We start from the raw sequence: 15,119 nt of genomic DNA on the forward strand, positions 1-15,119 counted from the left end.
CGGAGTGCTTATGTACCTGACGATCCGCCACGACACGTCCTATCGTTACGAAGCGACTGTCCATTATTCAATCCAGCAATTGCGCCTGACTCCAGCCAACGGCGCTTCCCAGATGGTGCGGCGCTGGAGCATCGACACGCCGGGCAAGCTCGACCCGGCCTTCGACGCCTATGGCAACGTGCTGCATACGCTCGTCATCAACAAGCCGCATAGCGAGATCCGGCTGCAGGTTTCGGGCGAGGTCGAGACGATTGCGCTGATTGACGGCCGGCTTCTCGACGACGTCGGCCCGATTCCGCTCGAGCACTTCACGTGCGCGACGCGTCTGACCGAAGCGGACGCTGCGATCCGCGAACTGGCGGACTCGGTCCCGAGCCTCACCAGTTCGGCGAATCTGATCGCGCTGTCGGAACGGATCGTGGAGCGCGTGAAGTATCACCCCGGCATCACCGAGGTCACCAGCACGGCGGCGCAGGCGCTCGCGCTCGGCAATGGCGTCTGCCAGGACCATGCGCATCTGATGCTCGCTTGTTGCCGCGCGCGTGGAGTTCCGGCGCGCTACGTGAGCGGCTATATCGAACCCGGCGACGTGCCGCATGCGGCGAGCCATGCATGGGTGGACGTGTGGGTGGACGGCACGGGCTGGGTCTCGATCGACGTCACGCATGCGGCCTTTGCCAGCGAAATCTACTGCAGGCTGGCGGTCGCGCGTGACTACGAGGCTGCGGCGCCGGTGCGCGGCCGGCGAATCGGCGGCAGGGAAGAGGAGTTGGAAGTCTCGGTAACGGTCAGCGCGCAGATGTCGCAGTAGATTGCGGCAGGGCCGCAACTCACGCAAGGTGGCGGTGTACGCTGCCTTCGGCCGCGTTCGGTCCGCAATTGCCGGGCACGCGAGCCTGTTTTGAGCGGGCGCTTGTCGAGCGCGCGTGCTTTCCCGCTTGACGTTCCGCGTAGCGCCCACAGCGGCTGTCCGGCCGTGCCGGTGTTCGCCACTATCAAGAACAAACCGGCCGAGGCCGTAATACGGTGAAGAGGCGCATCTGCGCCGCATTACAATAGCGCCGTTCAGTCGTTTTTCGCGGGTATCCTCTCTTATGACTTACTGTGTAGCGATGTCCGTCGACGAGGGTCTCGTGTTCCTTTCGGACACGCGGACCAATGCGGGCGTCGACCACATCAGCACCGCCCGCAAGATGTCCGTGTTCGAGCAGCCGGGCGAACGCATGCTGGTGCTGCTCGGCGCAGGCAATCTGTCGCTGACGCAGGCGGTGTTGCACGAACTGTCGGAGCCGAGCGATCCGTCGCAGCCCACGCTCTGGAGCGCGCCCACCATGGCTGACGCGGCGCGCGTGATCGGCCGCGCGGTGCGTTGCGTGCATCAGCGGGAGGCGGAAGCGCTGCAGGAATTCGGCGTCGACTTCAATTGCAGCTTCATTCTCGGCGGGCAGATTGCCAACAACCGGCCGCGACTGTTCATGATCTATGCGGCGGGCAACTTCATCGAGGCCTCGGCGGTCAACCCGTATTTCCAGATCGGCGAGGCGAAATACGGCAAGCCGATTATCGACCGGGTGCTCACGCCGTCCACGCCGCTCGACGAAGCCGCGAAGTGCGCGCTCATCTCAATGGACTCGACGTTGCGCTCGAACCTGTCGGTCGGGCTGCCGCTCGATCTGCTGGTTTATGAGAAAGATTCGCTGCGGGTCACGCGTTTCGTGTCCATCGATCACGACAACGCCTACTTCGAGATGATTCATCGCACGTGGGGCGAGCGGCTGCGTCAGGTGTTCGGCGAGATCCCCGATCCCGACTGGCACGAATCGCCCGATGTGCCGATGCTCCAGCGCGAGCGCGCGCTTGTCATGCATCGCGCGCCGGTGGGTGCTGATGGCGTTGAGCACGATCTCGACGCAAGGCCCGCGCAGACTCTGGCGCAGGCGGAGAAGGGCAAGGCGCAGCGCAGGTAGCCGTTGGGCGGTTTCGTGTTTGCGCATGGCTGCGCGTCGCAATCGACGCGGCGCAGATCTTTGCCACAAGTAGATAAGCCTGGAATGCGCGGCTGACCGGATGCTGCTGCGGCGCGACGGCTTCGAGCCGCGCCGTGTGCCGAACTCGTCCATGCTGGACACCCGCGCCGTTTCCGTCGCCCAATGAAAAAAGCCAGCCTTCGGCTTGCGCCTCTGGCTGGCTTCAAGGTACGGCTCGATGTCTCGAGCCGTAGGCCATGCTGTTCTATTAGAACTTGTGACGGATACCCAGGCTGATGATTTCCTGGCTGCTCGAACCGGCCTGGTAGCCATACGAGCCAACCGATGCGCCTGCGTCGACAATGCCACCGGTCGCTGCGTCGCGCTGGCGACCGCTTGCGTGCTGGTATGCGCCAACGAGGTACAGGTCGGTGCGCTTCGACAGGAAGTAGTCGCCGCCCAGCGAAACCTGGTGATAGTTCGCCGACGTGTCGCCCGCGCCGTGCGTGTAGGTGTAGCCCAGGCCCAGCAGCATTGCCGGCGTCAGCTGGTAGCCAGCGTACGCGCCTGCAACGTGATACTTCTCTTGCTCACCGAAGCCCGAGAACGCGTCCGGCTTGTATTGCGCGAAGCTATAGCGAGCGTTGAACGTGAACGGACCGGTCACGTACTGTACAGCGGCCGACGTGATATCGATCTGCTTGGCCGATGCGTACGCGCCGTTGATGTTCGAGCCGTCGAACGTAGCGTCAGACGTCACGCCCGCGTTCCACGTGCCACCCTGGTTGGTGCCCGGAACGACGCCGCGGCTTGCCAGCGTGTTGCCGTTTTCCATGCGGAAGTAGCCAGCTGCAACGCTGAAGGGGCCGCCCGACCACGTTGCTGCACCTGCCCAGGATTGACCTGCGCCCGTTGCGCCTGCAACGCCGCCCAGTGCGTACATGCCTTCGAACTGGAAGCCGCTCCACACCGGAGAAACGTATTTGATTGCGTTGTTCGTACGCGAGCTGTTGTCGTTGTTGTCAACGTCGCCCGGCGTCGTGAACGTGCTGCCGAAGAAGTTGTCACCCGTCAGCGGCTGAACCAGGTCGACCAGCGGGTCGTACTGGCGACCCAACGTGAGCGTACCGTATGCATCTTGCGTCAAACCGACGTATGCCTGGCGACCGAACAGCTTCGTGCCCGTGCCGTACGAACCCATCTTGCCGTTGTTCGGGTTGAAGCCGCTTTCCAGTTGGAAGATCGCCTTCAGGCCACCGCCCAGGTCTTCCGTGCCCTTCATGCCCCAGCGGCTGCCTTGCAGGTTACCCGCTGCGAGCTGCCACAAGTTGTTGTTAGCCGGGTTGGCATTGTGAACGTACTGGACCGATTCATCGATCAAGCCGTACAGGGTCACGCTGCTTTGAGCGTGTGCAGCGCCGGTAACGCCGAGGAGCGCCAACGAGAGGGTAGACAGTGCGATTCGTTTCATCCAATTCTCCACGCAGATGATTAGTTTACTTGTTGCGGAAAGGAGAATAGCTCAGGGCGTCAATCGGTAAGAACTGGAAAAAAAAGAGTGTCGCCAAAAACCGACAATCGTCGCAAAGCCTTGTATTTAAAGCGGCTTTGGGATTGTTTCTTTTTTCGCAATATTGATTCGTTGTGTTCGCATTATTGTTGTTTCATTGACTCAGACGGTATCGGAACCGGCCGTTCAGGCAATTATGTGTAAGTAAAATGTAATAAAGTCGTCTAAACAGAGACTACGGGTTTTGGAGCGGGTCGAGGCAGGCGCGGAACGACTACGCCGAAAAGCGGACTAGACATGGTGGCTCGATTGTGATCCATGCGCACCATTGCGGGGCAAAAACAGTCGCAACAGCCGTTGCGCTACTTTGGCGCGATGTCGTCGTCCCGGTTGTGACGCGCGATGGTTGCCGCCGCGAGGCCGGCAGCCGCTGCCAGGGCGACTGATTTCCACGGGTGCTTGCGCACGTAGCGATCTGCCTCGACCGCTTTGCGGCTCGCCCCGAGCAACGTGACTGCGGCGAGATGGGTCGCTTGCGCCTCCGCCGAGATTACCGAGCGTCCGACGTTCAGCGCGGTCGCGCGCGCAGACGCCTTCTTTCGCAGTTGCATGCGGCGTAAGTCGTAAGCCGCCTGCGTGCCGGCGCCCGTCTCCGCGTGGGCGCTGCCGGGCGAGGCCGTCGGCGCGTCGTAGCCGGAAGCTTCGGCGCCGGCGTGCAAGGCCGCGTTTGCCGGCACCGTCGACGCCGCCAACACCGATGCGAGTTTCGCGCGGCTGCCCGGCGGCGAGTCGGCTTGCATGCCCCAGCCGCCACGCGGGTCGTTGAGACGGCCCCGCGCGGCCGAAAACTCAGCGCCGAGCAGCAGCACGGCCGCCGAGAAGTACAGCCACATCAGCAGCACGGCGAGCGATCCCGCCGCGCCGAACGAGCTTGCCATGCCGGCGTGCGCGAGATAGAGCGCGAACAGCTTCTTGCCGGCCGAAAACAGCACCGCCGCCACGACCCCGCCGACCAGCGCATCGCGCCAACGGACCTTCGCGTCCGGCAGGAATTTGAGCAGGCCGGCGAACGCAAACGCAAGCACCAGCAAACCCACGCCGAGTTGCAGCAGATTGCCGATCACGACATACGGCGAGTCGCCCCACAGCCATTTGCCGATGAACGTGATCACCGTGTCGAGCACGAGGGAGACGATCAGCAAAAAGGCGACGCCGAGCACCAGGCCGAACGAGATCAGCCGTACACGCACCAGCGCGATCACGCTCGATGTACGTGGACCGGTGTTCGGCCACACGACGTTAAGAGCACTGTTGAGCGACGAGAAAGTGGCTGACGCGCCGATTGCCAGCATCGAGAACGAGATGATGGCCGCGACGCCGCCCGCGCTGCCGCTGTGGTGCGCGTTCTCGACGATGGTCTGCACGCCCGCCGCGGCCTGGTCGCCGAGCAGCCCGTGGATGTGGTCGAACAGTTCACCGCGCGCGGCCTCGGCGCCGAAGAACCAGCCCGCCACGGCGATCACCATGACGAGGGTCGGCGCGAGGGAGAACGCGGCGTAGAACGCAATGCTCGCTGCCATTGCCGTGCAGCGGTCTTCGGAGAACTGCTTGAGCGCTCCGATTGCCCAGTTCGCTTGCTGGCGAGCCGCGTGCTGGAGGTTCTCGGCGGAAAGCGTGTCGATGTCCATGGTCGAAGTCTCGATGGGTACGGGCGCCGGCCGGTACGCGCGAACCGTTCGGCCAGCGCGGCGCAGCCGCGTATCGCTGTCTTCCGCAAACCTTGTGCCTGTGACTATAGCAAGCGCGTTAGTCCGCGAGCCGCTCGGCCACGCGCCGATGCGCATTGCCGCTAGACGCTAGAATGCGATGGCTTACCTCATCTACTTTTATAGACCGCCATGCATTCGCACGAAGCCTTAACGCAGTTGGACGTGATCCCCGCAGAAGAACTCGGAGCGCATCTGCCCGCGCATGTTCTCGCGCAGTTGCCGCCGCAAGGCGTAACGGTTTTCTCCGTGACCGACGACGCTTCGGACACCGCCGCCTTCAGCGCGCGCTACGGTTTTGGTCTTGAAGACTGCGCGAATACGATCGTGGTGCGCTATAAAAAAGACGGCGGCGAGCACTATGCGGCGCTCGTTTCGCTTGGGTCGTTGCGGCTCGACGTCAACGGCGCGGTGAAGGCGGCGCTCGGCGCGCAGCGGCTGTCGTTCGCCAAGCGCGAGGTGGCGGTCGAATTGAGCGCAATGGAGTTCGGCGGCATTACAACTTTCGGATTGCCGGCGGACTGGCGCATTCTCGTCGATGCCGCCGTGATGGAGCGCGCGCAGATCGTCATGGGAGCGGGCATCCGCGCGGCGAAGCTTCTGCTGGCGCCCGACGTGTTGCGTCAGTGGCCGCGTTGCGAGGTGGCCGACCTGACGTTGCCCGCGGAGTGAATCTCGTCAGCGTGCCTATCCAGGAGCACGCCGCAGGAGCACGCCGCATGAGCGCGAGGCATGAGACCCCTGAGGCGAACCCTCAGGCGAGCCCGACACCCGCGCGGCTCAGCAAGCGCCGGTTATGCTCGGAAAGGTTCTTCACGCTAAGTTGTTTGCCGGCTTTGCGATAACGCTCGTAAAGACCTTGCAGCGCTGCGAGCGCGGAATGATCTGCGAGCAGCAGATGACTGCAATCGATCGTGACGTCCGCCGGATCTTGCTGCGGATCGAACAACTCGTGAAAACGCACGGTGGAAGCGAAGAACAGCGTGCCGCGCGGCACATAGGTTCTATTGTCGGCGCGGTCTTCGACATGCGCGTGAATTTCGCGCGCGTGCTGCCACGCGAAGTTCAGCGCTGCGATCACGATGCCGCACAGCACGGCAATCGCAAGATCGGAAAACACGGTGATGAGCGTGACCGCAATGATCACGAGTGCGTCGTTGCGCGGCACTTTGCCGAGCACGCGCAGCGAACCCCATGCGAAAGTCTGCTGCGCGACCACGAACATCACGCCGACCAGCGCCGCAAGAGGAATGCGTTCGATGAGCGGCGACAGGAACAGGATGTACATCAGGATCATCACGCCGCTGACAATGCCTGAAAGCCGTGAGCGTCCCCCCGAATTCAGATTGATCATCGTCTGGCCGATCATCGCGCAACCGCCCATGCCGCCGAACAGACCCGAGGCGATATTCGCCGCGCCCAACGCGAGACACTCGCGGTTCGGCTGACCGCGGGTTTCGGTGATCTCATCGGTCAGGTTGAATGTCAGCAGCGTTTCCAGCAGACCGACAATTGCGATCAGCACCGCATACGGCAGCACGACTTGCAGCGTCTCCAGGTTCAGCGGGACGTCCGGCAGATTGAAACCCGGCAGCCCGCCCGCGATGTGCGCCATATCGCCGAGCGTGCGAGTAGGGAGATGCAGCAGTTGCGCAAATAAGCCCACGCCGACGATCGCTACCAGCGCGGGCGGCGCTGCCCGCGTGACGCGCGGCAGTACATAAACGATCAGCATGGTGAGCGCGACGAGGCCGCACATCATCGCAAGCGCGCTGCCGTGCAGCCATGCTTCGCCTTGCGGCGTGCTCTGCCGGAAATGCGCGAGCTGCGCGGTGGCAATCACGATTGCCAGTCCGTTGACGAAACCGAGCATGACCGGATGCGGGACCATGCGGATCAGTTTGCCGAGCCGCAATGCGCCGAACAGCGCCATCAGAACGCCGCTGAGTATGACGGTAGCGAGCAGATACTGCGCGCCGTGCTGAACGACCAGCGCCACGATAACAACCGCCATCGACCCGGCCGCGCCCGAAATCATTCCCGGACGGCCGCCGAAAAGCGCAGTGATCGTGCAGATGAAGAACGCGCCATACAAGCCCATGAGCGGATTGAGGTGCGCGACGAGCGCGAACGCGATGCATTCGGGAACCAGCGCGAACGACGAGGTCAGACCCGCGAGCACATTGGCGCGGATTCCGGAAAGCCTTGCGGGCCAACCGTGAGTAGGGCTAGCGGTATTCATCTTGAGCGAGGTGGTTTGCCGCGGCGAACGTTGCATCTGCAGATGCGGATGCCTGGCAACATGAGCGTCCTGGCCTGAGCTGTTTCGGGGGCCGGGCGTTTGCGAAAGGGGTGGATTTTACAGCAGGTCAGCGGTTTTGACCGGTGACGCTCTCAGCGTTCGCGGTGGATCGCGGTGGATCGCGCTGGTTCGCGCTGGTTCGCGCGGAGAAGCGCAAGACCGTCGCCACGCGGTCCGCAATGCGGCCGCGTGGCTTCTCACGTCGATCAGATGATCAGGCGCGAGACCTTCGTGCCTTCGAGCGATACGCCGGCCATCAGGCCGCCGTTCGTCAGAACGAATGCTTCAACCGGGCTCGTCGCGGTCGACGTATCGATCGCGCCGTTCGCGCCGACCTTCAGCACGGCAACGGTTGCGTCTGCACCGGCTGCCCAGCCCTGGCTATTGAGGAATTTGTCGAGTGCTTCCTGCGTCATGAAGAGGAAGACGAGCGCTTTCGACTGTGCGCCGATCTGCAAGCCGAACGAGCCGGCCACCGTGCTGTAGTAGCCGCTCGTGCGGCCACCCACGCGCAATGCGCCTTCGCCATATTGGCCGCCGACCCAGAAGCCCGCGGAGATCACCGACGGAAACACCAGCACCCCGCGCGCTTTCGCCACGAGTTCACGCGAGCCGCCGACGTTCGCATACAGACGCGACAGCGTTGAATCGACACCCGCGTTGATCGTGTCGCGCTTGCTGGCGTTGGCGGACGCCGACGCGTTCGAAGACGAGGACGTGGTGGTGCAACCGGCGAGGCCGAGACCCGCGGTAGCGAAAGCCGCGCCGGCCGTCGTGATGAATTGTCGTCTGCGCATGTTATTTGTCCTTTTACGTTATCGAGGTGGTTTTTCTTTATCGATGAAACGGTAATGCCATGACGCCGGCCGTTAGACCGGTGTCCATGATGATGCAGCATTTCCTGTGCCTGCGCATGCCGCATGCGCAAAGGCGGCATGGAGGCCCGCGTGGCGCGGAGTTCGCGCCCGCGGGTATGTCGATTTTCACGTTCCGCCGCTACACGGCTGGGCGAATGTTCTGGTTGTGACTGAATAGATTGTGCGGGTCATAACGGCTTTTCACGGCTACAAGCCGTTCGTAATTCGGACCATACGCGTCGGCGACGCGGCCCGCTTCTTCTTGCGTCATGAAGTTGACATAGACGCTACCGAGCGAGAATGGCGCCGATGCGTCGAAGAATGCGCGCGCCCAGGATATGCAACGGTCGTCGTCGGCGGGATCTTCCCAGCGGCCGTGCACGTTCATCGCGTATTGAGTATCGCGACTCGAATACGCTGTCGCGTTCACCGGTACGCGTTGCGTTTGTCCGCCAATCTGCCCAAAGAAAATTTCGCACTGCGGAGACGGCAGATTCTGGATCGACTGAAGCAGCGCCTCGATCAGGCCATCGTCGATGCTGGCGAGGTTGTGGGACTTCCAGTAGTTGCGCGATCCCGGCGCGAGCAACGGGTCGAACGCCTTTTGCCACATCGCGTACGGCATTTCGCCGAGATGTTCGCCGACCGGTGTGCCGAAGGTCTTCACTGGCGCGACGGCCGAAGGACCGTTTGCGGTCGGGCCCGTGTAGCACATCGCGAAGATGATGACAGGCTTGCCGTGCACGTCGGAGGGCAAGAACGGCAGGGGCGGGGCAAGGCGCAGAACGGCCCACACACTGAGTTCGTCCGGCATGTCCGGCGTTGCTGCGCGATATTTGGCGAGCGCGTCCCGCGCCTGTTCGAGCGGTAATACGACGAGTCCGCCGAACACCATCGGTCCTACCGGATGCAGCTCGAACACAAATGACGTAACTACGCCGAAGTTACCGCCGCCGCCGCGAATCGCCCAGAACAGGTCTTCATTCGATTCGGCGCTGGCGCGAAGCAATTCACCATCGGCGGTGACGACGTCGGCTGAAATCAGGTTGTCCACCGTCATGCCGTATCTGCGGCTAAGCCAGCCGAAACCGCCACCCAGCGTCAAGCCTGCGACGCCCGTAGTCGAGTTGATGCCCAGCGGCGTCGCGAGTCCGAAGGCCTGCGCTTCATGGTCGAAGTCGGCGAGCGTCGCGCCCGGTTCGACGTACGCGCGTTTCGCGAAGGGGTCGATTCGCACGGATTTCATCAGCGAGAAATCCAGCACGAGACCGTCGTCGCACACGGCGCTGCCGGCAATGTTGTGACCTCCGCCGCGAATCGCAAGCGGCAGACCGTTGTCGCGCGCGAAGGCTACGCCGCGCCGCACATCGGCGACACCGGCGCAGCGCAGGATCATCGCAGGGCGCCGGTCGATCATTGCATTCCAGATGCTGCGTGCTTCGTCAAAACCGGCATCGTCGGGCAGCATCAGCTGCCCGCGTATAGTGGTTTTCAGTTCCTCGATGGCGCTGTTCGACACGTGAGCCATGGTTTGTCTCCAAGGTTTGGTGAGGGCGCTCGTCGAGCACCGTTGACTGACCAGGTAGATCGCAAGAATCTTGACAGCTTGGTTCAGCGTTCAGTAAACGGGGCTGTCTTATTTAGTCAAACGCACGTAAACCCGCGTGCGGCTCGACGCTCGTGCGGAAGCCCGCAGCGCGGGCGTCCACAGACACGAGGCGGCACTACAGCGGCGCTCGCGTGGTCAATGGTGCATGTGCTTGCGGAAAAGGTCGTGTCTGAAAGTGTTGGATCGGCAGTTGTGCGAGCGTTGCGCTACGACACATATGACAAAAACGACGCAGCCGTGTGCAGCCCGGATGATCAGCCAGGCACCTCGATCACTTTCTCGTGAACCACGAGAAAGACTCTTTCGCCACTGGCGCGGCCGTCTTCGCGTGCGCCGCCGGTAAAGCTGCCGAACGCGGGCAATACGCCGTGTCGCGGGCCGAAACGAAAGCACGGTACGCGAACCGAGTCGTTGCGTGTTGCGATTCGATAGACGGGATGCAAATGGCCGGCGAGTGCATAAGCACCTTCGACATCCTGTGGGTGATGACACAACGCCCACGGTCCTATGCGCCAAGGCTCCTGCACATAGTCGACATTGAGTGTAGCGGGCAAGGCGCCCGCATGCCGATCGTGATTGCCTTCGACCAACACGACCCGCAAAGCCGCATGCCGGGCGCGCCAGGCGTGCAACGCATTGAGCATTTCGTCGGCGTGTGCCTCGCGCGCATGCAGCAGATCGCCGAGAAAAACGAGCGTGGTCGGTTCGAATTCGGCGATCAGAATGTCGAGGCGCATCAGGTTGTCGGCAGTCGAGCCGACTGGCACGGGAACGCCGCGCGCGCGGAATACCGCGTCCTTGCCGAAATGCGCATCCGCAACGAAAAGGCAGCGCAGCGCGGGATCGAACGCGGCGCGCAAGCTCGACAGCACGAGCGCGTGTCCGGCGATGTCGACCTGCAACGAAGCAGGCTTCATGTGCGAGCCGCCTTTTCCAGTTCCGCGAGCATTCGCTCGACGCGATCCGCGAGCTTCTCCGTGCTGACTTTTTCGCGTAAGCGTCCAACTATCAGCGGGAATGCAAACGGCGTTGGTTTTTTCGGGCGCGTGAGAACGAGGCGGCTTTCATTCATCCGTTCGAGCGCGGAGCGAATGCGTTTGGCGTCGAGTTCTTGCAATAGCACTTCGGCGTCTGCCTGATTGAGTAGTAAATTGCCGCTGTCGTGGTTGCGGAAGATATCGTAAAACAGGCCGCTGGAAGCCTGCAATTGCCGCGCGCTCTTCTGCTGGCCGGGATGTCCCTGGAATACCAGTCCTGACACCCGCGCAATTTCGCGGAAACGCCGTTTGGAGAGCTCTGACGAATTGAGGCTCGCGAGTATGTCGTGGTCGAGTTCTTCAGGGGACAGCAAACCGCTCTCGAGTTCCGCAGCCCAATCGAATGGTTGCGCGGACAACAGCTCAAAACCATAGTCGTTCATTGAAATGGAGAACGTGCCCGGTTTCTCTCGCGCCACTCTCCACGCGAGCAATGCGCCGAGACCGATATGCGCCGTGCGCCCTGCAAATGGATAACAGAAAAAGTGGTGCCCTTCGCGCGATTTCAGTACTTCTGCGACCAGAACGCCGGGCTCCGGCAACGCCGACCACCTCTGCTGCAATTCGAGCAGCGGTCGAACTGCGCGCATTTCCGGTTCGTTATAGATGCCGTCCGCGGCGCGCGCGAGCATTGTCAATGTCGCCTCGGCGAGTTCAGAGGAGAGCGGCATGCGGCTGCCCGCCCATTGGGGCATTGCACCGCGTCCAGACGTCGCGCGCTTGACCCATGCGGTCATGTCCTGCACCCGAATCAGTTCCAGCGCCCGTCCGCCAAAGGTAAAGATATCGCCCGGCTTAAGTCGCGAAACAAAAGACTCTTCTATTGCGCCGATGCGTCCGCCCGCGAGATAAGCGACATTCAGCGTGCCGTTTGCGACGATAGTACCGACGTTGTTGCGATGCCGCCGCACGAGGTCCTCGCGTGGCACGCGGTACAAGCCGTCGCTTTCGCGCACCACGCGATGGTAGTCGGGATACGCTCGCAACGCGGTGCCGCCGCCCTCGACGAAGCCTAGTGCCCAATCGAATTCATTTGGCGTGAGATGCCGGTACGCATACGCGGTGCGAATTTCGTCGTAAAGCTCACGCGCGTCGAAACCGCCGCCGATTGCCACGGTCACCAGGTGTTGAACGAGGACGTCGAACGGTTTCTCCGGTGTTTCGCGGCCTTCTATTTGCCGCTTTTCAACCGCTTCCCGCGCCGCGGCCGCTTCGACGAGTTCCAGCGCGTGCGTGGGCACGATCGTCACACGCGACGGCCGCCCCGGCGCGTGGCCGGAGCGGCCGGCACGCTGCATCAAACGCGCGACGCCTTTGGGCGAGCCGATCTGAAATACACGCTCCACCGGCAGAAAGTCGACGCCCAGATCGAGGCTCGATGTACATACAACTACTTTTAACAAGCCGCTCTTCAAGCCGCGCTCGACCCACTCGCGGACTTCCTGATCGAGCGAGCCGTGATGCAATGCAATTGCACCCGCCCATTCGGGCCGCGCTTCGAGCAGTGCCTGATACCAGACCTCGCATTGCGAGCGGGTGTTCGTAAAGACGAGCGACGTATGCGCTTCGCCAATAGCATCGGCGACCGCCTCGACCTGCCGCATGCCCATATGACCGCCCCACGGAAACCGTTCGATGGTTTCCGGAATAACCGTATCGACGATCAATGCTTTGGGCAGCTTGCCGTGCACGCTCACGCGCGGCGTTCTGACAGGCGCGAGGAGTACTTCGGCCGCGAAAGGAAGGTTGCCCAGTGTCGCCGACAAACCCCACACCTGCAGTTCCGGTCTCCAGTGCGCGAGCCGCGCAAGCGCGAGTTGCGTCTGCGTGCCGCGCTTGTTGCCGAGCAACTCATGCCATTCGTCGACGATCACGAACTTTAAGTGCGACAGTACTTCGCGTGCGTCGGCTCGCGTCAGAATGAGCGACAGGCTCTCGGGTGTGGTGATCAGCGCGGACGGCATGCGCCGATTCTGCCGCGCACGTTCTGCGGACGATGTGTCGCCGGTTCGCAGACCCACTGTCCATGGCACAGCCAGTTCGGTTGCCGAGCTTTGCAGTGCACGCGCGGTGTCGGCCGCGAGTGCGCGCATCGGCGTGATCCAGAGAACCGTGAGTGGTTCGGGCTGAGTAACTGCCGCTCGTTTTCGGGTGGCAGTGGGCGCGGACGACGCGCTCGACGCAAGGGCGGCGAGCGCGCCGAACCACACGGCCCATGTCTTACCCGCCCCGGTGGTTGCGTGCAGCAACCCACTCGCGCCTCGTTCCATTTCGCGCCAGACTTCGCGCTGAAAGTCGAAAGGCTGCCAGCCGCGCGCCTCGAACCACGCGTGAAGCTTGTCGGCGAAAGGGCGGCGCGCCGCATCTTCGTCGATGGCAAATGGCAGCGGCTCGAATCCCGGCTCACGCGCGTCGAGCCGCGCCTGCTCCTCGCGGCTGCGCGGAATGCGTCGTGGCCGGGGCGCGCGACGCCGCTCCGGCATGGCCGTAGGCGGTGGAACTTCGCGGTTGTCGGGATCGGCCGGTTCACTCATCGAAAGCGCTCATTAGCATCGGGTTCGCATCGCAGCGATTCTTCGCAATGCAGCTTCTGTGTGGACCATGCATGTACCGTGCTGGTTCACCATATCCTCGCACTCCCACTTTGTGACCGTCCGTGATTAAATGCCGTGGCTTCACATGTGCTTTGATAACGGAGTCTACGGTGAATAACAAGCTGGCGTCGTTGCCTCGAGTGCCATTGCAAATTGCCGCTGCCCAGGCGCAACCGGTTTGCGGGGACGTGACGGCAAACATAGCAAAGACGGTCGAATTGACCGGTCGTGCCGCCGACCGCGGCGCAAGACTGGTGGTTTTTCCCGAGAAGTTCTTGAGCGGGTATGAACCCGGCCTGATTGCGGGCGACCCGTCGGAATACGCATTCGGTCAATCGGATTCGCGCCTCGACCCGATTCGCGAAGCGTGCCGCCGGCACGCCATTGCGGCGATTGTCGGCGCGGCCACGCGCGACGCCGGTGAATTGCACATTTCATCGCTCGTGTTCGATCGTCGCGGCGAAGACGTCGAGCCTTATCACAAGCAGTACCTGTATAAAAGCGAAGCGGAGATCTACCGTGCAGGCATGCGAGGCTGCATGCTGGAACTGGACGGATGGCGGCTCGCGCTCGGCGTGTGCTACGACTCCGGCTTTCCCGAACATGCACGTCATGCGGCTGTGAACGGTGCGCATGCCTATCTGGTCAGCGGACTATTCAGCGTCAAGTCCGGCTATCACCAGTCACGTATCTGGTTCCCTGCACGCGCGTTCGACAACACAATGTATGTTCTCTTGTCCAACCATATCGGTACCACCGGCGGCTGGGATACGTGTGGCGCGAGCGCGATCTGGAGTCCGTATGGCGACGTGATTGCAGAAGCCGGTCGCGAGCGGGAAGAAGTGATTAGTGCTTTACTCGATCCCGCGGTTCTTGCCGATGTCCGGAAACGCGAAACGGCACTTGCGGACTTCGCCGCGCATGTCGACGCGCCGGAGCTCGACCATGCAATAAGGCGGATAGACCGACGGCACGCAGCAGTCGTTGCGCTAGAATGATCTGTACTACCCATCTGGAGATTCGTTTTGAAATCTATCGTTGCTCTGCTCGCTGCCACTGTACTTTCGTCCACCGCAATGGCCGCCGCTCCGGCTACGGAGAAGCTGCCTTCAGGCGTGATCGTCGAGCACCTCGTGCAGGGTACCGGCGCGCAGCCCGCGGCCACCGATGTCGTCAAGGTCAATTATCGTGGCACGCTTGCCAATGGCACTGAATTCGACGCTTCCGCAAAGCACGGTGGCGCCGCGACATTCCCGCTCAACCGTGTGATTCCGTGCTGGACGCAGGGCGTTCAGACCATGAAAGTGGGCGGCAAGGCCAAATTGACCTGCCCAGCGGCTACCGCCTACGGTAGCCGCGGTGTGGGCGTTATTCCGCCGAACAGCGACTTGACGTTCGAAGTCGAGCTGGTCGACATAGTGAAATAAGGCGGCGCACAATGCGCTGAAAAACAGACCCCGCTACGGATAACGCAGCG

Annotated in this window: 12 protein-coding genes; 5 read left to right on the forward strand and 7 right to left on the reverse strand. The window is 62.4% G+C overall.

Annotated elements, in window-relative coordinates:
- Positions 1-10: 10 nt before the first annotated feature.
- Entirely contained in the window at positions 11-811 is an 801-nt protein-coding gene (locus H281_RS0116170; protein WP_020068175.1) for a transglutaminase family protein, read from the forward strand.
- Positions 812-1,094: 283 nt separating this feature from the next.
- Positions 1,095-1,967, forward strand: coding sequence for a proteasome-type protease (locus H281_RS0116175; protein ID WP_027804657.1), 873 nt, complete (start codon positions 1,095-1,097; stop codon positions 1,965-1,967).
- 268 nt (positions 1,968-2,235) lie between these two features.
- Here H281_RS0116175 and H281_RS0116185 read toward each other — a convergent pair whose 3' ends face one another.
- Complete coding sequence (locus tag H281_RS0116185) at positions 2,236-3,438, reverse strand: porin (protein ID WP_020068177.1); 1,203 nt, start codon at positions 3,436-3,438, stop codon at positions 2,236-2,238.
- Positions 3,439-3,839: 401 nt separating this feature from the next.
- Complete coding sequence (locus H281_RS0116190) at positions 3,840-5,165, reverse strand: YihY/virulence factor BrkB family protein (RefSeq protein WP_027804658.1); 1,326 nt, start codon at positions 5,163-5,165, stop codon at positions 3,840-3,842.
- 210 nt (positions 5,166-5,375) lie between these two features.
- On the opposite strand from H281_RS0116190, the gene H281_RS0116195 reads away from it, so the two are divergent.
- Entirely contained in the window at positions 5,376-5,915 is a 540-nt protein-coding gene (locus H281_RS0116195; protein ID WP_020068179.1) for a YbaK/EbsC family protein, read from the forward strand.
- A gap of 82 nt (positions 5,916-5,997) precedes the next feature.
- On the opposite strand, the gene H281_RS0116200 is transcribed toward H281_RS0116195, so the two are convergent.
- The 5 genes from H281_RS0116200 to H281_RS0116220 all read right to left on the reverse strand — a co-directional run bounded on the left by H281_RS0116200 (position 5,998) and on the right by H281_RS0116220 (position 13,582).
- A complete protein-coding gene (locus H281_RS0116200; protein WP_027804659.1) occupies positions 5,998-7,485 on the reverse strand; it encodes a SulP family inorganic anion transporter in 1,488 nt (495 codons plus the stop codon).
- A gap of 266 nt (positions 7,486-7,751) precedes the next feature.
- Positions 7,752-8,342: a BPSL1445 family SYLF domain-containing lipoprotein gene (locus H281_RS0116205; RefSeq protein ID WP_020068181.1), complete on the reverse strand. Its 591-nt coding sequence runs from the start codon at positions 8,340-8,342 to the stop codon at positions 7,752-7,754.
- 199 nt (positions 8,343-8,541) lie between these two features.
- Positions 8,542-9,930 carry an FAD-binding oxidoreductase gene (locus tag H281_RS0116210; protein ID WP_020068182.1) on the reverse strand — a complete coding sequence of 463 codons (1,389 nt, stop codon included), beginning with the start codon at positions 9,928-9,930 and terminating at the stop codon, positions 8,542-8,544.
- 335 nt (positions 9,931-10,265) lie between these two features.
- On the reverse strand, positions 10,266-10,928 hold the full coding sequence (pdeM, locus tag H281_RS0116215; RefSeq protein ID WP_020068183.1) for a ligase-associated DNA damage response endonuclease PdeM: 663 nt from the start codon (positions 10,926-10,928) through the stop codon (positions 10,266-10,268).
- The gene (locus H281_RS0116220; protein WP_020068184.1) at positions 10,925-13,582 is read right to left on the reverse strand and encodes a ligase-associated DNA damage response DEXH box helicase; all 2,658 of its coding nucleotides are present in this window, start codon (positions 13,580-13,582) and stop codon (positions 10,925-10,927) included. The genes pdeM and H281_RS0116220 overlap by 4 nt, the downstream gene beginning before the upstream one ends.
- Before the next feature lie 170 nt (positions 13,583-13,752).
- On the opposite strand from H281_RS0116220, the gene H281_RS0116225 reads away from it, so the two are divergent.
- Both H281_RS0116225 and H281_RS0116230 read left to right on the forward strand, forming a co-directional pair.
- Positions 13,753-14,640: a carbon-nitrogen hydrolase family protein gene (locus H281_RS0116225; protein ID WP_020068185.1), complete on the forward strand. Its 888-nt coding sequence runs from the start codon at positions 13,753-13,755 to the stop codon at positions 14,638-14,640.
- A 27-nt stretch (positions 14,641-14,667) separates the two neighbouring features.
- Positions 14,668-15,069: an FKBP-type peptidyl-prolyl cis-trans isomerase gene (locus H281_RS0116230; protein WP_020068186.1), complete on the forward strand. Its 402-nt coding sequence runs from the start codon at positions 14,668-14,670 to the stop codon at positions 15,067-15,069.
- Positions 15,070-15,119 lie beyond the last annotated feature (50 nt).

Source organism: Paraburkholderia caledonica (assembly GCF_000383275.1).
GTDB lineage: Bacteria > Pseudomonadota > Gammaproteobacteria > Burkholderiales > Burkholderiaceae > Paraburkholderia > Paraburkholderia caledonica.

Bases quoted from the DNA above. Each gene is read 5' to 3' on its own strand.
- H281_RS0116170 (WP_020068175.1), top strand. From the start codon at position 11: ATGTACCTGACGATCCGCCACGACACGTCCTATCGTTACGAAGCGACT.
- H281_RS0116175 (WP_027804657.1), top strand. From the start codon at position 1,095: ATGACTTACTGTGTAGCGATGTCCGTCGACGAGGGTCTCGTGTTCCTT.
- H281_RS0116185 (WP_020068177.1), bottom strand. From the start codon at position 3,438: ATGAAACGAATCGCACTGTCTACCCTCTCGTTGGCGCTCCTCGGCGTT.
- H281_RS0116190 (WP_027804658.1), bottom strand. From the start codon at position 5,165: ATGGACATCGACACGCTTTCCGCCGAGAACCTCCAGCACGCGGCTCGC.
- H281_RS0116195 (WP_020068179.1), top strand. From the start codon at position 5,376: ATGCATTCGCACGAAGCCTTAACGCAGTTGGACGTGATCCCCGCAGAA.
- H281_RS0116200 (WP_027804659.1), bottom strand. From the start codon at position 7,485: ATGAATACCGCTAGCCCTACTCACGGTTGGCCCGCAAGGCTTTCCGGA.
- H281_RS0116205 (WP_020068181.1), bottom strand. From the start codon at position 8,342: ATGCGCAGACGACAATTCATCACGACGGCCGGCGCGGCTTTCGCTACC.
- H281_RS0116210 (WP_020068182.1), bottom strand. From the start codon at position 9,930: ATGGCTCACGTGTCGAACAGCGCCATCGAGGAACTGAAAACCACTATA.
- pdeM (WP_020068183.1), bottom strand. From the start codon at position 10,928: ATGAAGCCTGCTTCGTTGCAGGTCGACATCGCCGGACACGCGCTCGTG.
- H281_RS0116220 (WP_020068184.1), bottom strand. From the start codon at position 13,582: ATGAGTGAACCGGCCGATCCCGACAACCGCGAAGTTCCACCGCCTACG.